The 23,649-nt window shown below is 30.8% G+C and carries 27 protein-coding genes and 2 pseudogenes; 5 read left to right on the top strand and 24 right to left on the bottom strand.

Features of this window, described 5'->3' with window-relative positions:
• Window positions 1-81: 81 nt before the first annotated feature.
• From RCG18_RS16835 to RCG18_RS16825, 3 genes are all read right to left on the bottom strand, one after another.
• Window positions 82-1,266 carry a cation diffusion facilitator family transporter gene (locus tag RCG18_RS16835; protein ID WP_308037186.1) on the bottom strand — a complete coding sequence of 395 codons (1,185 nt, stop codon included), beginning with the start codon at window positions 1,264-1,266 and terminating at the stop codon, window positions 82-84.
• 153 nt (window positions 1,267-1,419) lie between these two features.
• Window positions 1,420-3,426 carry a molybdopterin-dependent oxidoreductase gene (locus tag RCG18_RS16830; protein ID WP_308037185.1) on the bottom strand — a complete coding sequence of 669 codons (2,007 nt, stop codon included), beginning with the start codon at window positions 3,424-3,426 and terminating at the stop codon, window positions 1,420-1,422.
• A 54-nt stretch (window positions 3,427-3,480) separates the two neighbouring features.
• A complete protein-coding gene (locus RCG18_RS16825; protein ID WP_308037184.1) occupies window positions 3,481-3,909 on the bottom strand; it encodes a C-GCAxxG-C-C family protein in 429 nt (142 codons plus the stop codon).
• Between the two features lie 253 nt (window positions 3,910-4,162).
• On the opposite strand from RCG18_RS16825, the gene RCG18_RS16820 reads away from it, so the two are divergent.
• Complete coding sequence (locus RCG18_RS16820; protein WP_308037183.1) at window positions 4,163-4,495, top strand: arsenosugar biosynthesis-associated peroxidase-like protein; 333 nt, start codon at window positions 4,163-4,165, stop codon at window positions 4,493-4,495.
• Window positions 4,496-4,507: 12 nt separating this feature from the next.
• A complete protein-coding gene (arsS, locus tag RCG18_RS16815; protein WP_308037182.1) occupies window positions 4,508-5,488 on the top strand; it encodes an arsenosugar biosynthesis radical SAM (seleno)protein ArsS in 981 nt (326 codons plus the stop codon).
• 150 nt (window positions 5,489-5,638) lie between these two features.
• On the opposite strand, the gene RCG18_RS16810 is transcribed toward arsS, so the two are convergent.
• On the bottom strand, window positions 5,639-5,980 hold the full coding sequence (locus tag RCG18_RS16810) for a zinc ribbon domain-containing protein YjdM (protein ID WP_308037181.1): 342 nt from the start codon (window positions 5,978-5,980) through the stop codon (window positions 5,639-5,641).
• A gap of 55 nt (window positions 5,981-6,035) precedes the next feature.
• Between RCG18_RS16810 and RCG18_RS16805 the strand changes: the two genes are divergently transcribed.
• On the top strand, window positions 6,036-6,350 hold the full coding sequence (locus tag RCG18_RS16805) for a leucine-rich repeat domain-containing protein (RefSeq protein WP_308037180.1): 315 nt from the start codon (window positions 6,036-6,038) through the stop codon (window positions 6,348-6,350).
• A 77-nt stretch (window positions 6,351-6,427) separates the two neighbouring features.
• Here the strand turns inward: RCG18_RS16805 and RCG18_RS16800 are convergent, their stop codons facing one another.
• The 6 genes from RCG18_RS16800 to RCG18_RS16775 form a co-directional block, all read right to left on the bottom strand.
• A complete protein-coding gene (locus RCG18_RS16800) occupies window positions 6,428-7,069 on the bottom strand; it encodes a polysaccharide deacetylase family protein (RefSeq protein ID WP_308037179.1) in 642 nt (213 codons plus the stop codon).
• 104 nt (window positions 7,070-7,173) lie between these two features.
• Window positions 7,174-7,812 (bottom strand): class I SAM-dependent methyltransferase, encoded by a 639-nt coding sequence (locus tag RCG18_RS16795; RefSeq protein WP_308037178.1) that lies wholly within the window; start codon window positions 7,810-7,812, stop codon window positions 7,174-7,176.
• Window positions 7,813-7,878: 66 nt separating this feature from the next.
• Window positions 7,879-8,472, bottom strand: a complete 594-nt coding sequence (gene plsY / locus RCG18_RS16790; protein WP_308037177.1) for a glycerol-3-phosphate 1-O-acyltransferase PlsY — start codon at window positions 8,470-8,472, stop codon at window positions 7,879-7,881.
• 5 nt (window positions 8,473-8,477) lie between these two features.
• The gene (gene uppS / locus RCG18_RS16785; protein WP_308037176.1) at window positions 8,478-9,200 is read right to left on the bottom strand and encodes a polyprenyl diphosphate synthase; all 723 of its coding nucleotides are present in this window, start codon (window positions 9,198-9,200) and stop codon (window positions 8,478-8,480) included.
• A 100-nt stretch (window positions 9,201-9,300) separates the two neighbouring features.
• Window positions 9,301-10,035 (bottom strand): MBL fold metallo-hydrolase, encoded by a 735-nt coding sequence (locus RCG18_RS16780; protein WP_308037175.1) that lies wholly within the window; start codon window positions 10,033-10,035, stop codon window positions 9,301-9,303.
• A 509-nt stretch (window positions 10,036-10,544) separates the two neighbouring features.
• Window positions 10,545-10,886, bottom strand: a complete 342-nt coding sequence (locus RCG18_RS16775; RefSeq protein ID WP_308037174.1) for a helix-turn-helix domain-containing protein — start codon at window positions 10,884-10,886, stop codon at window positions 10,545-10,547.
• Between the two features lie 153 nt (window positions 10,887-11,039).
• Here RCG18_RS16775 and RCG18_RS16770 point away from each other — a divergent pair, with 153 nt between their 5' ends.
• On the top strand, window positions 11,040-11,834 hold the full coding sequence (locus RCG18_RS16770; RefSeq protein WP_308037173.1) for an amidohydrolase family protein: 795 nt from the start codon (window positions 11,040-11,042) through the stop codon (window positions 11,832-11,834).
• A gap of 85 nt (window positions 11,835-11,919) precedes the next feature.
• Here RCG18_RS16770 and RCG18_RS16765 read toward each other — a convergent pair whose 3' ends face one another.
• Window positions 11,920-12,480, bottom strand: coding sequence for a DUF1697 domain-containing protein (locus tag RCG18_RS16765; RefSeq protein WP_308037172.1), 561 nt, complete (start codon window positions 12,478-12,480; stop codon window positions 11,920-11,922).
• 82 nt (window positions 12,481-12,562) lie between these two features.
• On the bottom strand, window positions 12,563-13,147 hold the full coding sequence (locus RCG18_RS16760) for an SMI1/KNR4 family protein (protein WP_308037171.1): 585 nt from the start codon (window positions 13,145-13,147) through the stop codon (window positions 12,563-12,565).
• 756 nt (window positions 13,148-13,903) lie between these two features.
• On the opposite strand from RCG18_RS16760, the gene RCG18_RS16755 reads away from it, so the two are divergent.
• The gene (locus tag RCG18_RS16755; RefSeq protein WP_308037170.1) at window positions 13,904-14,302 is read left to right on the top strand and encodes a hypothetical protein; all 399 of its coding nucleotides are present in this window, start codon (window positions 13,904-13,906) and stop codon (window positions 14,300-14,302) included.
• 157 nt (window positions 14,303-14,459) lie between these two features.
• On the opposite strand, the pseudogene RCG18_RS16750 reads toward RCG18_RS16755, so the two are convergent.
• The 12 genes and pseudogenes from RCG18_RS16750 to RCG18_RS16695 all read right to left on the bottom strand — a co-directional run.
• Window positions 14,460-14,567 (bottom strand): annotated as a pseudogene (locus RCG18_RS16750) (Hsp20 family protein); the annotation flags it as partial.
• A 4-nt stretch (window positions 14,568-14,571) separates the two neighbouring features.
• Entirely contained in the window at window positions 14,572-15,498 is a 927-nt protein-coding gene (locus RCG18_RS16745) for an AEC family transporter (protein ID WP_308037169.1), read from the bottom strand.
• Window positions 15,476-16,156 carry a class I SAM-dependent methyltransferase gene (locus tag RCG18_RS16740; RefSeq protein WP_308037168.1) on the bottom strand — a complete coding sequence of 227 codons (681 nt, stop codon included), beginning with the start codon at window positions 16,154-16,156 and terminating at the stop codon, window positions 15,476-15,478. Before RCG18_RS16740 ends, RCG18_RS16745 begins: the two co-directional genes overlap by 23 nt.
• Before the next feature lie 43 nt (window positions 16,157-16,199).
• Window positions 16,200-16,616: an HD domain-containing protein gene (locus RCG18_RS16735; RefSeq protein WP_308037167.1), complete on the bottom strand. Its 417-nt coding sequence runs from the start codon at window positions 16,614-16,616 to the stop codon at window positions 16,200-16,202.
• Complete coding sequence (locus RCG18_RS16730) at window positions 16,588-16,767, bottom strand: hypothetical protein (protein ID WP_308037166.1); 180 nt, start codon at window positions 16,765-16,767, stop codon at window positions 16,588-16,590. The genes RCG18_RS16735 and RCG18_RS16730 overlap by 29 nt, the downstream gene beginning before the upstream one ends.
• A 168-nt stretch (window positions 16,768-16,935) precedes the next feature.
• Window positions 16,936-17,835 carry an NAD-dependent epimerase/dehydratase family protein gene (locus RCG18_RS16725; RefSeq protein WP_308037165.1) on the bottom strand — a complete coding sequence of 300 codons (900 nt, stop codon included), beginning with the start codon at window positions 17,833-17,835 and terminating at the stop codon, window positions 16,936-16,938.
• Between the two features lie 139 nt (window positions 17,836-17,974).
• A complete protein-coding gene (locus RCG18_RS16720; RefSeq protein WP_308037164.1) occupies window positions 17,975-18,745 on the bottom strand; it encodes an alpha/beta hydrolase in 771 nt (256 codons plus the stop codon).
• Between the two features lie 83 nt (window positions 18,746-18,828).
• Window positions 18,829-19,365 (bottom strand): transcription elongation factor GreAB, encoded by a 537-nt coding sequence (locus RCG18_RS16715; protein WP_308037163.1) that lies wholly within the window; start codon window positions 19,363-19,365, stop codon window positions 18,829-18,831.
• Window positions 19,366-19,562: 197 nt separating this feature from the next.
• Window positions 19,563-19,979: a hypothetical protein gene (locus tag RCG18_RS16710; protein ID WP_308037162.1), complete on the bottom strand. Its 417-nt coding sequence runs from the start codon at window positions 19,977-19,979 to the stop codon at window positions 19,563-19,565.
• A gap of 281 nt (window positions 19,980-20,260) precedes the next feature.
• Window positions 20,261-20,479, bottom strand: coding sequence for a hypothetical protein (locus RCG18_RS16705; protein WP_308037161.1), 219 nt, complete (start codon window positions 20,477-20,479; stop codon window positions 20,261-20,263).
• A gap of 651 nt (window positions 20,480-21,130) precedes the next feature.
• A pseudogene (locus RCG18_RS16700) lies at window positions 21,131-22,061 on the bottom strand (PhzF family phenazine biosynthesis protein).
• Between the two features lie 84 nt (window positions 22,062-22,145).
• Window positions 22,146-23,597, bottom strand: a complete 1,452-nt coding sequence (locus tag RCG18_RS16695; RefSeq protein WP_308037160.1) for a TROVE domain-containing protein — start codon at window positions 23,595-23,597, stop codon at window positions 22,146-22,148.
• Between the last annotated feature and the right edge of the window lie 52 nt (window positions 23,598-23,649).

Genomic DNA, 23,649 nt, shown 5'->3' with positions numbered 1-23,649 from the left:
CAATACTTGCCATACTTCGCATCTTATTTATAATTCTCATCAAAAATTATACTTAAAATCTGAGAAACTGTTACCTAATTTTCATATGCTTAAATAATCTTTATCTATTGTTATAACTGCATTGTAATTTGGATACAATTTTTTTAATTTAAAATTTATATCTTTTTGTAAGTTAAGTTCTTCACTTTTTGTAAGCTTATGATCAGCACCAATTACTACATCAAAGATTAAATTCTTATTTTCTCCTTCACCTACTACTCTAAAATCGTGAAAAGATTTCACTATAGGAAGAGTTTTTAATGTCTCTGCAAGTTCTTGTCTGGCCTCTAATATTTCCTTATCATCAGTATTAATAGGGTCCATGTGAATTGCCAAATAAATATCCAGGGCGGTAGATATTTCTTTTTCTGCTCTATCTATTATTTCATGTATTTTAACTATTGGTATATTTGAAGGAATCTCAGCATGAATAGATGCAATAATTCTTCCTGGGCCATAATTATGCACAAGTAAATCATGAACTCCATTTATATATTCATAATCTAAAAGCATCTCTTGTATGCTTTCCACAAGCTCCTTTTCTGGTGCAGTACCAAGAAGAGGATCTAAAGTATCTTTTATTAAATTAAAGCCAGCATAAAGAATAACTAAAGAAACAACCATACCTATATATCCATCTATAGGCAAGGCTGTAAATCTAGAAGCTAAAAGAGCAAGTGCTACTGCTGCAGTAGAAAAAACGTCACTAATAGCCTCTACACTTGAGGCTCGAAGTGCAGAAGAATCTATCTTATTTCCTATATCTTTATAAAACCCGCCAAGCCATACCTTAAGTACTATGGATATTAGTAACAAAACAAATGGTATAAGAGAAAAACTAACAGGAGCAGGTTTTTTAATCCTATTAAAGGAGCTTTTTACAAACTCATATCCTACCATCATAACTAAAAATGCCACTATCAATCCTGAAATGTACTCAATTCTACCATGTCCAAAGGGGTGCTCTTTGTCTGCAGGCTTTCCAGATAACTTAAAGCCAAAAATAGTTACCAGTGATGATGCCACATCTGAGAGATTATTGAAGGCTTCCGCTGTAACTGCAATACTGTTTACAACAATTCCCACAGTAAACTTAATGCCAAATAGAGCCATGTTTATCAATGCTCCCATTATTCCTCCAAGGTATCCATACCTCTCTCTCACTTTTTTACTTTTAGTATCAGAGTAACCTCTTACAAACTTATTTATCAAGAAATTAGAAATCATTGATACACCTCGTTTAAAATTATTTATTATTATTAATTTTTCCAAAAACAATATTAACAATACTATGAAAAAAAGACTCATACCAAATCGGTATGAGCCTTGTAACCCTATACTTTAAATTTACTTGCTAAATCTTTAATTTTAATCATTAAATCATCGCTTAGCCACCGCTCTAACATTTACTTTAACATCATAAAAAGTGCTTCCTTGCCCCTTATCAGTCAATCGTTGTGAAGTTAGAGTATTTACTGAACGGTTGCCTGGTGTGTGTTCAAGCCACCATACTCCTTCAGTAACAACAACGCCTATTGGTATTTTATCTGTAATTTTAAGCCTAAAGGTCACCTCTCCACGATCATTGTAAGCAATAACCATCTGTTCATCTTTAAAACTCATTTTAGCCGCATCATCAGGATTCATCTGTAATAGCATTCTATTTGTTTTCGTTAGTTCCTCTCTCTCATTAAAGGATGAATTCAATAATCGAGCGTCAGGAGCGTTGATCAACCAGAACTCCGCCTTATCTCCATGAGGCTTAAAATACTTTGGTAAAGGCTCATCTTCCTTAGAATTTAAAATCTCAATTTTCCCTGAAGAGGTTTTAAACTGAGTCTTATAATTATCAGGCATTGGTAATTCTAATGGTCGCCCTTCAAGCAGTGTTTCAATCTTAGTACTTGCCAGCCATGAAGATGGTTTAGCTAAAATACTATCAATTAAATCATCAGCAGATTGATTGAAGAAAGGCTTATTTATACCCATTGCCTCTGCTAACAAGCAAAATACTTCCCAGTTGGATTTTGCCTGTCCTACTGGCGGAATCGCTGCGTAAGCTCGCTGTATCGTATAATGTCCATAAGCACGGTACAAGTCGCTATGTTCAAGTGAAGTGGTTGCCGGCAATACTATATCAGCATATTTTGCTGTATCAGTCATAAAACGTTCATGAACTATAGTAAAAAGATCTTCTCTAGCCAATCCCTGCAACACCATATTCTGATCAGGAGCTATTGCCGCTGGATTAGAATGATACACATATAAACTCATTATAGGTGGATCCTTAACTTCATTAAGTGCATTGCCTAATTTATTCATGTTTATAATTCTTGTTGTTTTTTCTTGAAAGTCTTCATGAGTTACTAGGCTTGTATCATATGCATCTCCAGTAGTTGTACCGGTAAGCAGACCACCTCCTGGTTTTCCCCAGGCTCCAACTAGCGCAGGTAGACAAGTAATTATACGCACAGTCATTGCGCCATTTCCATAACGGGATAGGCCGCTTCCAAGTCTAATAAATGGTCCTTGAGCTTTAGCATACTGCATTGCCATATTTTCAATTATATCAGCATCAATTCCCGTTATCTCACTTACTACCTGTGGTGAATAATTTGGTAGAACCTCTAATTTAAGTTCATCATACCCTTGTACATGTTCCTTGATAAATTCTTCATCAACTAAGTTTTCTTTAGCTATTACATGCATCAATCCAAGAGCTAAAGCACCGTCAGTACCTGGTTTAACTATAAAAACCTCATCAGCAATCTTAGCTGTGGAATTTTTATAGGTATCGATTAACCATACCTTTGCCCCTTGTTTTCTAGCCTCATTGATGTCATGTATAAGGTGAATATTGGTTGCCACTGCATGAATTCCCCACAAAATAACTAAGTCACTTTTCTGAATTTCTTTAGGATGAGGTCCCATTGTTTTCCCCATTGCTGCGTTCCAACCATATTCTTTTGCTGGTGAGCAAATAGTACGTTCAAGCCTTGATGCACCTAAATTATAAAAAAACGGATGTCCAGAATTACGCTGAACAAGACCCATTGTTCCAGCATAGGAATATGGCAGTATTGCTTCTGCCCCATGCTTTGTAATAATTTCATTCCACTTTGTCTTTATATGTTCAATAGCCTCAGTCCAGGAAATAGGCTCAAAATTACCGCTACCCTTAGGACCAGTTCTTCGCAATGGCGTTAAGATTCGCTTTGAAGAATGAACTGTTTTTTCATAATGAGCCATTTTCGGACAAAGACTTCCTCGTGTAAAAGTATGCTCCGGATCCCCCTGTACTTTCACAGCTTTTCCACCGTCTACATGAATAAGCAAGCCACAGGTGTCAGGGCAATCATAGGGACAAACTGAACGTAAAACTTCCATGAATTATTCCTCCTTCTTATATCATATTTATGTTCTAATTTTTCATTTAGATATCTATATAACCTCTTTTAAAGTTGAAATCACATCTGCTACTAACCTTGGGCAGAATGTAGTAAGTAATTGTTTTTCCATAATCTTTTCCATGTCTTCAGGAACGCTGATGTCATATCCTAAAAGCTCCTTACAGATAACAGAATCATATTTTTCTAAAAATTTCCATTTAAATTCCATTAGTTTTGCAATATTTTCATTTTTTACTTCTGGGGTATTAGGTATACTGTGTCCATACTTTAATCCAATTGCCATAAGCGCTCCAGTTATAGCTCCACAAGTGCTTCCACAAAACATACCACCACCAAAACAGGCAGAAATCTTTTTTGCAGTAACATCATCTATTCCTAGTTCATCTGATACACTGCTTAGAACCACCTGAGAACAGTCAAATCCTTCTGAAAAAGCATTTAATATTTTTTGTTCATCCATTTCTTTTTCCTCCTCATTTGTCTTTGATTTCCTTTAAGTTTCACTTTATTATAACATGAATGATTGCTGCACAAAATTAAAGTATATTTAATTAGTATAAAATATAAAATATTTGAATTAATAACTTTAAATTTATTAATTCTTTTTATTTGACACAGCCTAAAAGGTGATATACAATAACTTAGATTATCAGTTTACAATTAATGTTATAGAATTATTGGATATTTTATGTACATTAAGAGGAGGAATATAAATGAATACTTACTACAATCCAGAAGACTTATCAAAGTTCGGTACAATAGGAGAAGATGCTCCTAACTTGTGGAAAAAATTTATGGAGTATTATGGAGCAGTATTTGAAGAAGGCGCATTGACAGCTCGTGAAAAAGCTATTGTTGCTTTGGCAGTAGCACATGCAGTGCAGTGTCCTTATTGCATTGATTCTTATACACAAGGTTGTTTGGAAAAAGGCGTAAACCAGGAACAAATGGTGGAAGCAATCCATGTAGCAGCTGCAATCCGCGGAGGCGCCACTTTAGTTCACGGTGTTCAAATGAAAAATGTAGCAAACAAGTTAGAGCTTTAGGTGGAGACTGCTATGAATAATGAAAATTATCTAGAAGAATTAAAATGTATTCCTAAATTTGTTACTAGAATAGAAAATGAAGACTTTTGCAAAACAAATAAATCATTGACAACAATGCAAATCAATGTTGGAAAGGTTTGCAACTTGGCCTGTAAGCACTGCCATGTTGAGGCAGGCCCGAATCGTACAGAGAGTATGCCCTTGGAAACGATGAAAGCTTGTTTACAAGTATTTAAAGAAAATAACTTCTCAGTTTTAGATATTACAGGCGGAGCACCTGAGATGAATCCTCATTTTGAGTGGCTCATTGAAGAGGCCTCATCTATGGGATGTAAAGTAATTGTACGCTCCAACTTAGTTGTATTACACGAAAAAGAGTACAAGCATTTACCAGAATTTTATGCAAAACATAAGGTGGAGGTTGTCTGTTCTCTCCCCTATTACAGTGCTAAGGACACAAATAGACAGCGGGGCGAAGGCGTATTTGAAAAGAGTATTTCCATGCTGCAGGAATTAAATAGTTTAGGATATGGTAAAGAACAACATCTTGTTTTAAACCTTGTCTACAATCCAGGTGGTGCCTTCTTGCCTCCGTCTCAAGAAGCAATGGAGGTAGAATATAAACGCAAACTACAGGAGCAGCATGGCATTGTATTCAATCATTTATTTACAATTACAAACAACCCTGTAGGCCGCTTTGGATTATTTCTCAAAAGAAGTAACAACTTAGAAGGGTATATGCAAAGACTTTCTAATAGCTTTAATGCTTCAACAGTGGAGAACATGATGTGTAGAAATCAACTCTCTGTTGCTTGGGATGGAAAACTTTACGATTGTGATTTCAATCAAACATTAGCCTGGACTGTGAAGGGATCAAGCCATATTAGCATGTTAAGGGGTACTCCAATTAAAAAACGTACAATGTGTTTAGGAAACCATTGTTATGCCTGTACTTCAGGCGGCGGATCAAGCTGCGGTGGAGCAACAGAATAATAATAGCTAACTTAAATAAAAATGAGGCTGTTGCATTAAGAAATTTACATACAATATATTGTAGTATTTATTCTTAGTGCAACAGCCCCTATTTGTACTTAGTAAATATAACTTTACATATCTTCCGGTTCTGTTACATTAAAACCCCATTTATATCTTTTTAACAAATTCAGATTTTAATTGCATAGCTCCAAAACCATCAATTTTGCAATCAATATTATGATCTCCATCAACTAAACGTATATTTTTCACTTTTGTACCTATTTTTATGGATGATGAACTTCCTTTTACCTTAAGATCCTTAATTACTGCTACAGTGTCACCATCCTTTAAGATATTTCCATTAGCATCTTTAACAATCTTTTCATCTTCATTATTTTCAGCCAATGATTCTAAAGTCCACTCGTAAGCACATTCTGGGCAAACAAAAAGACCTCTATCTTCGTAAGTGTATTCTGAGTTACATTTTGGGCAATTTGGCAAATTAGTCATAAATTCACTCCTTCATTTGTTATAGACTTATATATCCTATCATAGTCTTCTCCTATTGACAACTTTTCCTTCAAATGTTTTCAACAAAGCAATAAAACTACTAACATATTATATCGTCTCTTCTCTAAAAGGATTGACTAATTTAAGCATGTTCTATTTGAATAACAATAAAATCAGTGATATAAGCGTATTAAAAGAATTAACTAATTTAACTAATCTTGACTTGAGTAATAATAAAATTAGTGATATAAGTGCACTAAAGAAATTAACTCATCTAAATTCTCTTAATTTAAACGGAAATCCAATTAGTAATGCTGATAAAGAAGCATTAAAAAAAGAATTACTTAACTGTATTATTACCTTTGAATAAATTTTATAAATATGAATCAAAGGAGCAGATTTTCTTATCTGCTCCTTAATTACAAAGTATCTTTTCTATTTTATGTATTATTTCTTTTCCATTTCAAGAAGCTGATTTACAGTCTTAAATGTATATCCTTTCTTTTTCAAGCCTTCTATTATGCCTTTTATAGAGTTAATAGTTATGTCCTTTTCATCGTACATAGGATGCAAAAGTATTATTGAGCCCGGCCTAGCATTATCAATAACATATTTTACAATTTTATTAGAGTCTGAATTAATTTCCGGATATGAATTAGGCTCTAAATCCCATAAAATAGTCTTTCGATTATTTTGTTCTAGGTAATATGGAAGTAAAATAAGTTTTTTACCGTTTGGTGGCCTAAACTGTATAGCATCCTTATATCCTATCTTTCTAATTAATCTGTCAGTATCCTCAATTTCTTTTTTAATATATGATGGTGACTTAAAAACCATACGATTATGAGAATATGTATGATTGCCTATTTCTTGACCTGATAATACTAATTTTTTTGCTTCATCAGGATATTTATCTATTTCACTTCCAATTAGGAAAAAGGTAGCCTTTACATTTTCCTCATTAAGAATAGATAAAATTTTATCCACTTTTTTTGATGGACCATCATCAAAGGTTAATGCCACTACTTTTTCTTTAGTATTAACTCTACTGACTATTCCTCCAAAAAACTGAAAGTTTCTTGAACTCATAATTTTATAAATGCCAAAACTAGCTAAAAAAAACACTATAAATATACATAATAATAACAGAATTCGCTTCTTCACTACTTGTCCTCTCTAAAATATCTCATAAGTTAAGATACTCTTTCTTTACAATACTCGAATTTTCTTGCCTTCATTAAAAATAAAGAATAATTGATTTCTTGACCATTTATAATTTTTTTACCATAAAAAAAAGTATTTGATTCTATATCCTTAAAACCACAACCAATTAAAATACTTTTCAAATCATCTTGATTAAAACCATTATGTCCATCGTACTCTGGATAATTTTTATGAAATCTGCCATCTTCTTCATTTAAATCAACTATACACAAGTATCCGTCTTCATTAAGTAATTCGTAAAAACTTTTTATTATAGCCTTAGTATCGTGAATATGATGAAGAACCATGGAATTATAGATAACATCAAATTTCATGGATAATAAATTTCCCTTGGAAATGTCTAAGCAATAAGGTATCATATTATTTACTTCATATTTGTCAATTTTAGATTTAAGTACATCTATCATTCCTTCTGATGAATCAACAAGAGTAATGTTTTTAAACTTATTATAGAGGTTAAAGCTTACAAGACCAGTTCCACACCCAAACTCCATGGCAGAATAATTTTTGCTATTATCAATTGAATTGATTATTTCATTAGAAATTATTTTTGCTCTATTAATTCTTTCATCAGTATCCCAGTTTCTAGCATAATTATCAAAACTCATTGTAATAATCCCCCTAACCTCGCTTTTTTATCATTTTAAATTTAAATATTAAAATATTTTTTAATATTATTTTTCTTGGTTATGAATAATCCTTACCAAGTTATCTTTATGCCTAATTACCATTAAAACACAAGCTATCGTAGTAGAAACTACTAGTGAAATTGGTAATTTCATAATAATACACACTATCGGTATTGTTAGTCCTGTTGCAATGGATCTAACAGAAACTACGCTTGTAAATAAACGTAATATAAAATGAACTGCAACTCCGGCTAATATTGGAATTGGTACAAATAAAAAAAATGCACCAAGCGTTGTATTTACGCCCTTCCCTCCCTTAAAAGAAAGAAATGGAGTATAGTCATGTCCTAAAACCACAGCTATTGCAATAATAGAAATATAGGTATTCGTTAACATTGGCAATTTTATAGTCCGCGCCAAATATATACCTATAGCCACCGGAATCATACCCTTTAAGATATCTATTATCTGAGTAATAATGGATATCTTAGTACCTGCAATTCTTTTCACATTTGTTGAACCTATATTCCCACTACCTTTAGTTCTAATATCAATTCCACAAAACTTTTTAGTAATTAAGTATCCTGTTGGTATTGAACCACATAAAAAAGAAATTATAATTGTTATTGTAATAATCATTTACTTCACCCTAAATTTATTTTATTATAGTATTTAATTGCCTTCTCTAAATGATTATATTTAAAATCAGGCCATAAATCTTTAGTAACCCATAGCTCTGCTTTTGCAGACTGCCATAACAGAAAATTGCTGATTCTCATCTCTCCACTTGTTCTAATAATTAAGTCCACATCAGGTAAGTTTGAAGTAAACATATAGCTGCTTATTAAGTCCTCATTTATTTTATCAATGTTAAGCTTCTTTCTATCTATATCATGTATTATTTTTTTTGCAGCATTTGCTATTTCTGAGTGGCCTCCATAATTCAATGCAATGGTAAGTATCATACCAGAGTTGATTTCTGTTGATTTTTCTGTTTTTTTAATTTCTTGTATTAATTCAGAAGGAAGATTATCTGTAATGCCAATATGCCTTACTCTAATATTTGATCCCACTCTATGTCGTAATTTTATAAAGAATTCCTCAAAGAGCTTCATTAAAAAGTTTACTTCTTCATTAGAGCGACTCCAATTTTCAGTTGAAAAGACATAGAATGTAAGTACTTCAACACCTAATTCAGAACAAGCTTTAGTAATATCCTCAATTGGTTTTGTACCAGCTTTATGACCAAAAGTTCGAGGAAGTCCCTTCTTTCTAGCCCATCTACCATTTCCATCACAAACTATAGCAATATGTTTTGGTATTTTAACGTTGTTATCATTTAATAGGCTTTTATTTAAATAACTCATTTTATATTTCCTTTCAACTAACGTTCAATCCCTACTATTACATAACACTATATTAATCTAGAGAATTGAAGTATAAAGAATTTCATTATGTAATGAACTATTATAATGTTCCATGAATTAGATTATAATTTTCCATATGAATTTTTCTCATATGTTCGGTTTCAAATTCAACTTTATTCCCATTTTTTAAGTCATTTAAGTAGTCTATCGCTTGATAAATATCTTCTTCAGTTAAATTCAATGTATGACTAGCTGTAATTTTTTTAGGTTTATAATCTAAATATTTCTTAAGTGTTTTTATATATGTCCCAATATCATTGCTCTCAACATGTATAATTGGATTTTCCAAGTTATCGCCAACATACAATATTTTTTCATCATGATCAAATATTGAAATACTATCAACAGTATGCCCCGGGCTATAAAATATTTCTATGCCTTCATTATTAAAATTAATATTTTCTTTAAAGGTAACGCTAGGTAAATATTTTTCAACATTGCCTAATATATATTTTTCATTTTTCTTTAATTGCTCTTCCCAGTATTTATCTAATAATTCTCTACATTGTTCATGACCAATTATTATATTTTCCTTAAAGCTAGAGTTTCCCCATACGTGATCCCAATGAAAATGCGTATTTATAATAATGACTTCCTTGTTATTACATTTACGTTTAATTATTTCTTTTATTGGCATCATACTATCTGAACCGCAAAAAGTATCAATTAAAAATATCTTTGAATTTTTTTCAATTAAGAAAACATTAGTAGTATAAATTTCTAAATCATTATAAATGAATGCATCACAATTTTCACTTATTTTTATATTTTCCATACTAACCCAAACCTCCACAATAATCTTAACTATATATCTTATATTAATATTCAGCTACCTTATAGAACTACCATGCTTTGCTAACTGTCGTTTTTCTACAGATTATACTAATTAATTATAATTTTAACACAAAATTCCTATATGTAAAACAAATTAAGCCAGAGTTTTAATTCATGTCAACTAAAACTTTGGCTTCAGATTGTACTCTTTTCGATACTCTTTCATATTTTTAATATCCATTATTTACCTCCTGCTACATAAATCACTTCTCTAACTCCAAAATCCTTTAATTTTGTATCAGAATGACAGGTATGAGATTATACCAATAGATTTTTACTCTTAACAATATCTTTTTCTATATTAAAGACTTCCAACCACTTAAATCAGTACATCTATAACTCCACCAACACTACCAATTCCCATATATGCTCTGATAGTGTCTAAAATTTTGTGTCTCCAAGACAGAGCCTAATATTAAAGCTGTACAAAGTACTAGTACATATTTTACCTTAATCACAAGATGCATTGAAAATTTTTTGATAATTTTTTCCCCATTCACACATGGAATTTAAAATAGGTTTCATACTTTCACCGAGTTTAGTAAGTCCATATTCAACTTTTGGTGGCACCTCTGGATAAACTTTTCTATAAATTATACCATCTCTTTCTAATTCTCTTAATTGAAGTGTTAGAGTCTTTTGAGTAATATTTTTTAGTAATCTTTGTAATTCGTTAAATCTAATTACTCCTCTTGTTAGATGCCAAAGAATTGATATTTTCCATTTACCACTTAATATATTTATAGTTACATCCATAGGACATTCTTGTATTAAACTTTCTGATTTTGCCATTCTTAATTCTCCTTAAAATTTTTAAGTATTAACTTTATAGTATCATTTACTACACTCCATTTCAAATTTGTGCGTACTTTAAATGCATTTTTGTTAGTGATATGCTTTTAAACAGAATAAAAAGAATTACTAATTCGAGAAAGGATGTTTTATATGATAATTGATAGCCATGCTCATGTAATACTACCAACAGAAAAACAATTATTGATGATGGAGGAAGCTGGAGTAGATAAAACTATATTATTTTCTACAACACCTCATCCTGAAAAAGCTCATGATTTAAAGTCACTAGAAAAAGAACTATCCATATTAAATAATGTACTAGCAAGTAACACTTCACTGGATGAGAGAATTAAAAACATCAAAAATACCACAGCAGAATTAAAAAAAGTTATAGATAGCAATCCATCAAAATTTATTGGTTTTGGATTAGTACCATTATCTTTAACATATAATGAAACAGCGGATTGGATAAATGATAATGTAATTAAAAATAATTTTTGCGGTTTAGGAGAATTCTCACCAGCTTCTGGCCAAGTAAAATATTTAGAAGTAGTCTTTCGAGCTTCCAATGAGTTAGGACGTTTGCCTATATGGGTCCATACTTTTCATCCTTTAAATTTTGATGACATTAAAAAGCTTATACAATTATCTAATAGATATCCTAAAGTCCCATTAATACTAGGTCATATGGGAGGCATACACTGGCTTGATGTTATAAAACTTGCTAAAGAAAATTGTAATATTTATTTAGATTTATCAGCTACCTATACAATTTTAGCTCCTAAAATAGCAATTAAAGAATTACCTGAACGTACATTATTTAGCTCAGATGCCCCTTATGGTAATCCTCTACTATTCAAAAAAATGATTGAAACAATTAGTCCAGATAAAAAAGTATCTAAACAAGTACTGGGTGAAAACATAATAAAATTACTAAAATTATAATACGTCATTTCTATAGTATTTTCTTAACATTTAAGCGCTTCCAATATGCCAGAGTCTTAGACTCTGGCATATTGTTAACCTTCAATTAACTCTCCATGGCTTTTGCTAACACAACGAGCTTTTTTATTGTTTTCCAGTTACGCACAGTCGCCGGAACATCCAGCTTATGAAGATTGTTAGCAAGCTTGGATTTTCGAATACTATGACGGAATAAAAGAAAGACCTCCCGCCCTTTGATTTGACACTCCTCATTTTCACTTTTATATGCCATTAAGTGTTCTATCTTTTCTTGTGAAGGGGTATGGGGCAGCAAGGCGACATATAGACTTTCTCCTTCCGCCGATGATTCTGCTTCTAATATTGCATCCTCCGAAAAGGGACAGTTTTCGATAATTTGTTCTAGCTCCGCAGCAGTTCTCAAAATAACTACGACTGAAAATCCAAAAGTTACTTCAATCTCATGTTCAATTTTCTTACGCAGAAGTTCCTCATCTTCATCTGATTTGAATAGAACATTACCGCTTTGAATATATGTTTTCACCTCACAAAATCCCATCGCTTCAAACATTTGTTTCAAGTCAGCCATTTTAATTATATTTTTTCCACCTACATTAATACCTCGTAGCAGTGCAATATAAATAGTCACAATGTAACCTCTCCTTTTAATATAAATTCTGCAGCAACAATCTACTTCGATATATAAGAATTGAATAAATAATTAATTATCTCTAGTAGTCAATTTTATCCCAGTTACTTAGATTAATATTCGATTTCTCAAGCATTTCCGTAAATGTATTGGCAACATAATATATAAAATCTGGGTCATGTATATACGAAATGATTTGTCCTTCCTTTCCTCTATCTGTTGGATCATAATCAAGTAGTAAATTTAAGCTTCCACCTGCTAAAGCTGCAAATGGTATCCAGTTCCTATTTTTTAAATATGGTTTAATACGGCAATCTAATTCGGATATTTCTTCCTCGTCATAATAATCACTCATCAACTCATCATCATCATAAAAACCGTCTTTTTCTTCTATTATTTCTTCAATAGAAAACAAATAAAATGGCTCTATATGTTCACATTCACAGTTTGGATACAATATATGAAAGTGATATCCACTTCCATTTTTATATTTATAAAATTCCCGAAAGTCTTTTGGTAATTTGATATTATATCTTTTTTCAAGTGCATTTAACTCTTCTTCAGAAGCTCCATTAATTTTTTGGTATTTTTCATATTCCTCTGTTCTTTCTTCTGATACTTTTTCACTCAAAAGTTTCTCTAAAATATCTATTTGTTTTGCTACCATTATAAACGCTCCCCTATATGATCAGTTTTACTCTTTTCATAATCTTGCTAAAATAAAGTCTTAATTGCCCTTTCTCTAAAAGAAGCAACTTCAAATAAATATATATCTGATTGGTTTATAGCTAAGTTATTTATTGTTGTCATAGTTACCTTATACTATAGATTGTAACATATCAAGGTAATAAAGTGGTAAGATAATGGCAACGACATTAAAAGAGAATGGCCTGTATACCTAAAACCCTGGAAAAATTAAATATATCAATATCAAAACACTCAATTTTTAGTATTTTAAAATAAATAAGCACTTAGATTTCTCCAAGCGCTTATTTTCTATATAATAAGGGGGACTCATTATATATTAAAATTATTATTTTTTTCCCCTAAGTTTTTATCACCTAGGACAATTATTATTATAAATACCAATTGTTACAACATTGTGTCATTACTGTTAAATAATCATATACTTTTTTAATAACTTGTAAAATAATAAGCATCAGTTTTTACCTCAGTGCTTGGTCAATGAACGATTTTCATCATACTTTTTATACAATAATTCTTTTTTCATATCCATCTTAGTCACTTCTCAAATTTTATTCATAAGATAATTTAACTATTGAAATGAAAAGTATAGGCAATGTTTTTTGATAATTTAATGGTCAGGTATTTAAAAACAAAAATGCAAATGCAATAATTTAACAAGTATGTTATGATTATCATATTAGTTATATACTAAAAATTAAGTTAAAGAGGTGAAAATATGAGTTTCAATAATATAATTGGGAGCGGAAAATCTTATACTTCCCCTATAATGTCAGAATATCAACGTAAGAGTAAAGATACAGAGGAGTCAAAGAAAAAGAAGCAGATTATATCTGAAAAAGAAGGAAAATACTATAATACATATGTTGTGGATGAAAAAGGACAAAAAGTTTTAATAAATAAAGTTTCTATAGAGCAAATAGAAAAACAAAAAAACTCTCAAAATTCAATTGGATCTGATGAAGCAGTAAAAAACTATTCCACAACTTCTAAGTGCATCCCAAAAATGCATATGGAAGCTGTTCATAGAAAAAATATACAAGAAGTAATGGATATCCTAAGAGGCAATATAGGGATTCATAGTAACTCAAAAAATCTTTTGGTTAGTAATCTATAAATAAAGGTATATTTTTCTTTTAGTATTGTAACTATTAAATCAAATAATTATTTAAAACACCGTATTATTTAATAATACGGTGTTTCAGAAATCATTTAATTTTAATATTTGCGAAAATCAATAAGGTTAATGTAAGCTTGAAAAATAGCATATATATCTAGCGAATATCAGTTTTTCTCTTTCTGTCGTTACTTTTATTCAATTTAGGAAGAGTAATCTTTAAAACACCATGTTCAAATGAAGCATCTATCTTGCTTTCATCAACAAATCTATCTTAAAATCATCGCAAAAATTGGAATTGTAGCAACGGATATTACAGTTGAAAGCAAAACTCCTTTTGTAGCAAAACCTACATCAGCATTGTACTGTTGTGAAAAAATTGTTGTACATGCGGCCACTGGCATTGCAAAACTTATAATTAGTACCTTTGCTAGAAGGGACGTATCATCAAAAATAAATCGCATAATTAGTAAGGCTATGATTGGTATTATCAACAGCTTTACAAAGGACATAACATATATGGACCCATTTCCTAGAAGCTCTTTAAACTTCAATTCTCCTATTTGAATTCCAATGACAAACATTGTAAGAGGCGTTGTTGCTGCTCCGATAATATTTACGGAATGTCCCAAAAATCCAGGTAATTGAAAATTGCATAGAAACATTACATATCCAATTATAACGCCGATCATTCCTGGGGTTAAAAATTCTTTAAAACTTATTTTTGTTTTAATCCCTGCTGAAAGTTGAATAAGCATAATACCTACAGTAAACAGCATAATGTCATTTACCATCTCTATAATAGAGGCATAGAACACTGCTTCTTTTCCATACAATGCATTAATCACAGGAATTCCCATAAACCCAGTGTTGGCAAATACCAACATAAATGCAAAGATACCTCCTTGTTCCCGCTTAATTTTCAGCATTTTTACAAGAAGAAAACCTACTACAAAAGCAATTGCAAAAACCAGCAAAACAACCACAAATATGTACTGACTTCTCTTAAATATTTCCTGAGAAAATTTCACCTGCATTGCATCAATAACTAGGCAAGGCCAAGTCAAATTTACTACTACTGTAGAAATACCCTTTGATTGATTGGTATCAATTAATCCTTTCTTTCGAAAAATGATTCCAGGAATTATCATAATAAAAATCATGCATAAAGAATTAATAATCTCCATGATTGCCATATTGTTTTCCCCCTAAGACAAAGTAATGCCACGAAACATAATCATGCCCTTCTAAAACAACATCTTGAACTTGCCTTACTGTTATTAATTTAAAATTTGAAAGTAGTTCTTTTATTAATGCATCATCAGCGTAAAAATGAGGAATATTATTTTCAGCCCCATCTTCAACCTTTATTACAGTGTTATCATCAAGTTTTGGATAACCGGAATCTTTAAAACTCCATGAGTTTTTAGAGCAAAAGGTAATATAAAATTCACCACCAGCTTTTAACACACGTTTTAACTCTGATAAAATTTTAATGATACCTTTGCTATCAGTGTGGGATATGACGTGGTATGCTAATATACAGTCAAATGAGTTATCCTTAAAGGGCAAATTCATCATATCGCAAATATTAACGTTAATATTTAAATTTTCTTTCTCAGCCCATTTACCTAGACCATCTACTGCTACTTCAGAAAGATCAACAGAATTTACATTAAATCCAGCCTTTGCAAATTGAATAGAATGTCTTCCTCTTCCACAGCCTAAGTCTAAAAATTCATATAAACCTTTTTCTCTCCAACGATTTATTAGATAATAAGATTCTTCACATGGAGTAAACCATATTTTATCTGTATTCTTATCCCAATCCCAAGCCTTTGAAATTTTCTCCACTATTTTATCTCCAATCTAAAAATTTATAAATCTAATTCTGATATTAACCTGTTCTTAAAACTCTCTGAGCACTATCATATTTTTCTTTGATTATTACTTTTGCTTCACAACTTAACTTGTTCCAGCTTCTCTCTATCTTCTTTCTAACCCACTCTTTGCCATCATCTATATTCATTTGATGATTACAGTAAGCTAGGTAAAGTAATGATGGTATTTGATCTATATGTGCCATTGCATCTGCATCAGCAATACAAATTGCCTCTTTTGATGTCTTTTCTATTTTCATACTTCCTCTGTGGGAAATAATACATTCTTTCACTTTTTCTATTTTCTCTTCACAATAACTTAATTCTCTTAGGATTCTTTCAGCTTCTGTTGAACCATGTATGTGATGTTGTTCTTGTAAATCTTTATTCTTTATGCCTGCATAATCATGTAATAAAGCTGCTATTTCCACCACTTCGACATCTGCTCCTATTTTTTTTTGCTAACATCTTTGAATACTTTACAACACTTAAAATATGATGTGTCCATATGCCATATCCAAAAATATTATTTTTACTCTTACATTTTTCTTCAACTTCTTTTTCAATTGTTCTAATAATATCCATTATATATCTCCTTGCATCAAAACTATGTAGTATTATTTATATAAAATATATCTCAAAGTCCTGCTCTAAAATTATAAATTTGCATAATGTTTTGTGCCCAAGACATTATTAGCGTTAGTCTTCCTTATAGATCTAATACTAAATCGATTTTATTCATTTTTTCATCCTTTACTTCTGGCTTAGTATCACAATACCATTTATATGACAATTGTAATCCTTCAAATAAATCAATTTGTGGCATATATAATCCATCTTTTTCAGCTTTTTTGTGTCTAGTAGGTACGTAACATTTCTAAAAGGAAAATATTCTCTCACGCTTATATTTGCTTTTTCACTATTCACTTCTTTTATATTTACTTTTTTGTTCACTACTCTCATAGTCATTTCAACTAATAGTTTCCACGTTATTATTTCGGAATTAGTTACATTATACGCTTGTCCTGCTGTTTGATCTGTATGTATAGTACTCTCAAATACTTTGACCAAATCGTCTATATATACAAATTGTGTCTCGTTGTTTCCACCCGGTATTGGAATGTCTAATCCTTGGGTTACTCTATCAAACAAGTAGGCTTCTCTATATAAATTATTATCTTCTCCATATATGTAGGTTGGTCTAAATATAGTTACAGGAAATTTTTCAGTTTCCCATAAATTAAGTAAATAGTCTTCAGCTTTCTTTTTATCTAATCCATAATTTCCCCAATTTTCGTTTTCACCCTGTGTAAATTCTTCTGTAATCATCTTATCTGAAGGTTTATACACTGCACCTGAACTGCAAAATATATATCTTTTTAAACTTTCTTTGTTTAAAACCTTAATTAATTTTTGTACATCCTCCTTTACATATGCTGAGATGTCAAAAATATAGTCATAGACTTCATTTGAAATATTAACTTTTAGATCTTCAATTGATTTTCTATCTCCTTTTAAATGGTTCCTAATTCCATCATATTTAACAGGCTTAATTCCTCTTGTAAATATATCTACAACATAATCCTTAGATATCAAATATTTTACCAATGAACTGCTTACAAATTCAGTTCCTCCCATAACTAATATTTTCATACTTTACGCTCCTTTATTATTTAATAAAAGATTACACTTTTTTAGTAATGCATCTTTAATTGCTTTACTTAAATCATCCATTCTTAATTCCCCCATTTTGTTTAATAACTAACAAAATACGAACAATTCCAGCTAAAGTTTATGTGTTTTCAATATTGTTTTTATCTAAAAACTTCAAAATTATTTCATTTAATAATTCAGGCTTTTCACCAATTAAATGTGGCCCATGTCCACAACCTTCGATAACTCTCACTCTAGAATCAGACACCCCTTCACAAAGTTTTAGAAGGTGCTCTTCTTTTATTGAATTATCTTTTTCCCCGGAAATAAACATACTTGGTGCTTCAATTTTTCTGAGATCTTCAATAGTAAGATTAGGGTATGTCCTCCAATTATTGATACTTGTCTTTACCATTGACCTCCACTCACCTAAGTGTGCTTCATAATGGTTCTGCTTAAGTAATTCAATATAGTTTTCATCCTCTTCGTTTAGTAGAACATGATATTCGCAATTATCTGCATTACTTTTTATACCATCTGTTACGCAACTTGCTGTTCCTATGGTAATAAGAGACTTAATTCGTTTAGGGTATCTAATTGCAATATATAAAGCAACCCCTCCACCCATACTAAATCCTACTAAATTTACTTTATTGATATTTAATCTCTCAATAAATTCCATTGTTTCATCAGCTAGCTGAGGTATTGTCCAATCTAAATTGTTACTTTTAGTTCTACCATGACCCCTTAAATCTGGAAAAATGCAGCGATATCTTGATTGTAATGCTGCAAATTGAGCTGAAAATGCTATAATACCTCTTGAAAAAGCATTATGTAAAAATACAATTGGTTCTCCTACTCCAATCTCCTCATAATAAAGATTGGCATTTGATATTTCAAAGTATGGCATTTTGTTGTCCTCCTTTAACTCACTGTCTCCTAACGTGACATGTTGCCGACGTTTTTGGGCCTTAAATTGTACCATTATATATATTACTTTGACATTTTATTCTCGGAAATTGTCTCAAAAATTCGAGAGTAGACATCTTTAACATTTGCTTGATTTTCAATGTCATTATATAAACCATAACTCCAATACTTCACATTATTACCATTACATATTATACCTGTTGCATATGTTTTGTCAGACATCTTAGGTGCCTTCTCGTATGAGAGGTCTTCCTGTATAAATGGAATATAACTCTTCTCAGTCTGGATAAATAAGAATGGGATTTTAGATTTTTTATAAATAGATGCATATTTTCCTTGTGCAGCTTCAGATAAGTTGTCTTTAGTAATAAAAATTGCATCATATCGAGAGTCAAATTTCTCTTTTTCTAAATCAGGAAATTGTATTTTGACAAACTTCACTTGTTTTTCTCGTATTTCAGGCGCCTCACCAATAATTCCAATATTTAAAGCTCTACCACCATAAGAATTTGTTTTTATAGATTGCGGTTGTAATTTATTACAAGCTGTAAGTACGCTAAGTATTATAACCAATAAAAAATAACCTCGAATTCTCTTCATGCTTAAAATTCCCTCCTTAATTTATTGACAAATTCATGGTTGCATTATTTATGTACTTAATTTACTTTCAATAATTATTTAAAATAATTTCACCCAAATCAATAATATTTAATCATTTCAACTTATCTTACAGTTATTCAAATACCGTAAATTTATAATTAATGAACTTATAATAAACTTGCATCATATCATTAATGCTATTTTAAAATTTCTTTTAATATACTATTTGACTCCTTTTTAATAAACCATGTTTTATTCTCTTTCATTAAAACCCCTTGTACATTAATGTCCTTATCTATCCACAGCATGTATTCTTCGCTTGATTTATCTGTAAAATAAATCTTTACAGAATAATCCTGTGGTCTTATATCAATCTTGGCATTAATTTCTTCTCTATTATTTAGAGCGTTTATAAATTTAGTTATAGTATCTTTATCTGAAAGAGTCCATACTTTATTATTAGAGTGCTGAATTATTTCAATGGAGTTAATTTCCTTCTCTTTGCTTTTATTATTACTACATCCAATCAGTAAAGAACATGAAACCATAAATATAACTATTATTGGTAGTAAGGTCTTTTTTAATGCCAACTTTACATTGCTATGTTGATTCATCTTCCCCCTCCAACTAAAACAGTTTTAGCGAATTGAAACTTACTTCCAGTTGCTATTCCTCTAAATAATGGTAATTAATTATAATTTTAACACAATATTTCTCTATATAAAATAAATTAAGCCAGAATTTTAATTCATAAGAACTAAGATTCTGGCTTATATGTTTTTTTAATTACCTTGATACCTTACAATGCTTTTAATTAATTGTTCTAAATTACTTAATTTATAAAAATACAATGCACTAAAAGCTAAAATTAATAATAATATAGAATTGCTTTATTTTATCTTTTAGAGCAGCTACTATACTCATCAGGAACGGACAACCCCTCTTTCTCGTCATCCCATGCTAATGAGCTCATTTTCCATCCATTTGGTGTTTTAATAAATTGTATAGTTTTCATTCCTTTAGTTTCAAATGTTGTGCCTGACAATACTCCCGATTTTTTATAGAGACTGAAACGGTGAGCAATATTGCCAAATATTTCAGTTTTTTCGAACAATTCTTCTTCCTTGAAGTCAATCAGCACTCCCTCATTTAGCATCTTCTCACGAGGCTCAATAAACTGCTGAAGGTTGTAAATTTCAGGGGTGGAATCAGTATTCTTAATAATTACCCCTTCAGGTATAAACAGTTGGTTTATAGCACTTAAATCTACTTTACATCCTTCTTTAACAGAAAATAAGTCAAAAAAGTGTTTACTAATTCATCTAGAATCGATTTTGTTTCTGATGTCCATTGATTTTCTTCTACGATTTTTATTTTTGATTTCATATATTATTTTCTCCTTTTCAATTTCTAGTATGGTCATAACTCTACTAAGTGTTTACTTTTATATACCTCCTTATATATTATTTATTTTTCTGATATCCTAATATCTTGCCATTCAATATTATACTAAATTATAACATATACAGTCTTAAGAGAGTAACCTATTTTCCTGTATCGACGTAAAATAAAACACTGCAAACTTTTATTGCTTGCAATGCTTTAAGAGAAAAATGTGTACTAGCTAAAGTTTCTCCCTCAAGACGCCGAGACCCTTAGATCGACGCCGCTTAGAGTCGCAGGTATGCTTTTCAGTCTTTTCTCCAACTTTTAACCTTACACCACTTGGTGATTGAATATAAGAAGCATATCCACCGGTCTTGTATTATTGAGATTGTAGGTATATCTCAACTCTTTCCTTTCCATTACACAAATTATTTCTTTTTAAAGATATTGAACCGATTTCTTCAATATTTAAAGCAATTCCTCCAACCTTCACTTCATTAATTTCTTGATTATGAATTATTAAACTACTTAAAACCTCTGAAGGTTTCTTCATAGAATATCCCTGCTCAAAGACCAAATTTTCTGTACTTTCCCCAAGAACAAATCCATATCTATATAAATAACAGCTTAATGCCCCATTAGATGTTCCAGTTGCAGCCTCTTCAGGAATACCATATAAAGGTGCAAAGTTTCTGCAATGGGCAGTTGAATTATATTCCGTTTCCAATGTGAAAAGATGATATCCGATAACATCTTGTTCTTTACTAACACATGAAATCTTATCAAAATCAGGTTTTATCTTATATAATGCCTCCAATGATTTAATTGGAATTAAAATATCCCTTAATCCTGTAGATACGATTTGAGTCGGAAGCTCATTCATAATATCATCTTCATTAATATTCAATGTGTTAGCTATCTCTTTTTTATCCAGTATTTCATAAAATTCAGGATTACGCTGGTTCATATAAATTACATTATCATTCCTGCATTCTACATTTAAAATACCAGCTCTTGTTTCCTGCGTATACTCTCCTACTTGTATAATACCTTTATTAGCTAATAAATAGAAAGTTTGCTATAGTAGCATGTCCACATAAATCTACTTCTTCCTTAGGAGTAAAAAAAGCAACCTTAAAATCAGCTTTATTTGATTTCTTAACAAATGCTGTTTCTGAAAAACCAACTTTTGCTGCAATTTTTTGCATATCATGTGCTGATAAAAAGTCTGCATCTAAAACTACCCCTGCTGGATTTCCACCATTGTCCGTTTTTGCAAAAGCATTTAATGTGTAAACTTTTATTTCCATTTACGCTCCTCCTCTTAAATAAAATTAAATAATTTTTATAACAATATATAATTAATTTCTGAAGATACCCAAGTTATAGCTTTTTCAAGCACTTAATACCTGTTCTTTAAAATAGTGCTCGTCTATTTTATCCCTCAAAGTTTCAATCCCTTGTTCCGCTAAGTTCATAAAATCAAGCACTTTTTCACTCCAACCAGATATTATGTTTACATTATCACCAGAGAATTGCTGTGTTCCATAGCCCTGCATATCTATGGCATGTACCCAAACCTTTGGATTTACCAATCGCTTATATTCCTCTACATATGTTTGACATACTGATCTATAACCTCTGTTTATTTCATTGTCCGATAGTATTATTATTCTATCTACAAATATTTTCTTTTTAAGTAGATATTTTAAAGGCAATGAAATATCTGTGCCTCCGCCATTGACCTTTATCGAATTAGCATTAGCAATTATTCGATTTTGAGTTGATAGACTATTCATATAAAGGCTTGTATCAAAGGTTGTTGTTATAGTTTCCTCACATATATAGTTAGCTATAGACATTAATAGCACTGCAATCTCTGCACAGGTCATTTCGCTTTTTCTGCTTATTGGCATATTCATTGATCCAGATACATCCGCTGAAATCAGAGTTTTACCTGAAAGTTTACTTATATTTTTTGTAGAATGCTTTATAGCCATTTCTAATGAATCGAATACTTTTGAAGTTCCTATACCTTCACTTTTTAAGGTTTTATAGGCAGAATAATATCTAAATGGCAGTTGCCTATTATTTAAAACTTTCTGTTCATTAGATAGAAATTCATATACTTTATTTATGTTTTTTACATCAGATTTAATTATATTTCTTAAGTTACGCACCATAGCCATATAACCAAGTTTATTGTTCTCAATTAATTCTTCCCAAACCTCTTTTTTGTTACCCCTAGCTGAAAGTTGAGTTTCCCAAGTTATAGGAGTTTGAAGCTTATCTTCTAATAATCTTTTGAACATATCATTTTGCTCATTAGTTTTAGCTTTTGGATGTGTTAAACAAAATATATCCTTAAGCTTTACTTCATTTTTACGATTATACTTTGCCAATTGATATTCATCAAAGCCAAGAATCACATCTGCAATTCCCTTTTTAATAGAATTAGGAATTGGCTTTCCATAAGAATTTACGTAATATGCTAATATTTCTGTCATATCGTCTACTCTAAGAGCTGACATGTTAATGGTCTTTCTTACATAGTTCTTTCCTATATTTGACCTGGCCAATTCACCAATTAAAGCATGAGATACAGATCGTAAATTCATTTCCTTTCTTGCATAAATACACAGGTTTGCAACAAACTTTGGATCTGCTTCAATAACCCTTTTAGCTGTTTCTATAATATCTTGCGAATTATCTCCATAATACTTATCTTCATTAAACATGCTAGTTAATACTTGAGAAAGGAGCTTATCTTTATCCTTCATTTTATAGGCTTCATGCCATGATATATTTGTTGTTTTTATATTATTTTTAACATTAAACTTCGACATTGTAGCCCTCCTCTATTTTTTTATATAAATAGGGAGAAAAGCTATTTGAGTA

This window comes from Clostridium sp. OS1-26, assembly GCF_030915445.1.
Taxonomy (GTDB): Bacteria; Bacillota; Clostridia; order Clostridiales; family Clostridiaceae; genus Clostridium_AM.
This window is presented reverse-complemented; position numbering and strand designations above follow the sequence as displayed.

Coding starts and splice junctions, on each gene's coding strand:
- RCG18_RS16835 (WP_308037186.1), bottom strand. CDS start 1,266: ATGATTTCTAATTTCTTGATAAATAAGTTTGTAAGAGGTTACTCTGAT.
- RCG18_RS16830 (WP_308037185.1), bottom strand. CDS start 3,426: ATGGAAGTTTTACGTTCAGTTTGTCCCTATGATTGCCCTGACACCTGT.
- RCG18_RS16825 (WP_308037184.1), bottom strand. CDS start 3,909: ATGGATGAACAAAAAATATTAAATGCTTTTTCAGAAGGATTTGACTGT.
- RCG18_RS16820 (WP_308037183.1), top strand. CDS start 4,163: ATGAATACTTACTACAATCCAGAAGACTTATCAAAGTTCGGTACAATA.
- arsS (WP_308037182.1), top strand. CDS start 4,508: ATGAATAATGAAAATTATCTAGAAGAATTAAAATGTATTCCTAAATTT.
- RCG18_RS16810 (WP_308037181.1), bottom strand. CDS start 5,980: ATGACTAATTTGCCAAATTGCCCAAAATGTAACTCAGAATACACTTAC.
- RCG18_RS16800 (WP_308037179.1), bottom strand. CDS start 7,069: ATGAGTTCAAGAAACTTTCAGTTTTTTGGAGGAATAGTCAGTAGAGTT.
- RCG18_RS16795 (WP_308037178.1), bottom strand. CDS start 7,812: ATGAGTTTTGATAATTATGCTAGAAACTGGGATACTGATGAAAGAATT.
- plsY (WP_308037177.1), bottom strand. CDS start 8,472: ATGATTATTACAATAACAATTATAATTTCTTTTTTATGTGGTTCAATA.
- uppS (WP_308037176.1), bottom strand. CDS start 9,200: ATGAGTTATTTAAATAAAAGCCTATTAAATGATAACAACGTTAAAATA.
- RCG18_RS16780 (WP_308037175.1), bottom strand. CDS start 10,035: ATGGAAAATATAAAAATAAGTGAAAATTGTGATGCATTCATTTATAAT.
- RCG18_RS16775 (WP_308037174.1), bottom strand. CDS start 10,886: ATGGCAAAATCAGAAAGTTTAATACAAGAATGTCCTATGGATGTAACT.
- RCG18_RS16770 (WP_308037173.1), top strand. CDS start 11,040: ATGATAATTGATAGCCATGCTCATGTAATACTACCAACAGAAAAACAA.
- RCG18_RS16760 (WP_308037171.1), bottom strand. CDS start 13,147: ATGGTAGCAAAACAAATAGATATTTTAGAGAAACTTTTGAGTGAAAAA.
- RCG18_RS16755 (WP_308037170.1), top strand. CDS start 13,904: ATGAGTTTCAATAATATAATTGGGAGCGGAAAATCTTATACTTCCCCT.
- RCG18_RS16745 (WP_308037169.1), bottom strand. CDS start 15,498: ATGGCAATCATGGAGATTATTAATTCTTTATGCATGATTTTTATTATG.
- RCG18_RS16730 (WP_308037166.1), bottom strand. CDS start 16,767: ATGGATATTATTAGAACAATTGAAAAAGAAGTTGAAGAAAAATGTAAG.
- RCG18_RS16725 (WP_308037165.1), bottom strand. CDS start 17,835: ATGAAAATATTAGTTATGGGAGGAACTGAATTTGTAAGCAGTTCATTG.
- RCG18_RS16720 (WP_308037164.1), bottom strand. CDS start 18,745: ATGCCATACTTTGAAATATCAAATGCCAATCTTTATTATGAGGAGATT.
- RCG18_RS16715 (WP_308037163.1), bottom strand. CDS start 19,365: ATGAAGAGAATTCGAGGTTATTTTTTATTGGTTATAATACTTAGCGTA.
- RCG18_RS16710 (WP_308037162.1), bottom strand. CDS start 19,979: ATGAATCAACATAGCAATGTAAAGTTGGCATTAAAAAAGACCTTACTA.
- RCG18_RS16695 (WP_308037160.1), bottom strand. CDS start 23,597: ATGTCGAAGTTTAATGTTAAAAATAATATAAAAACAACAAATATATCA.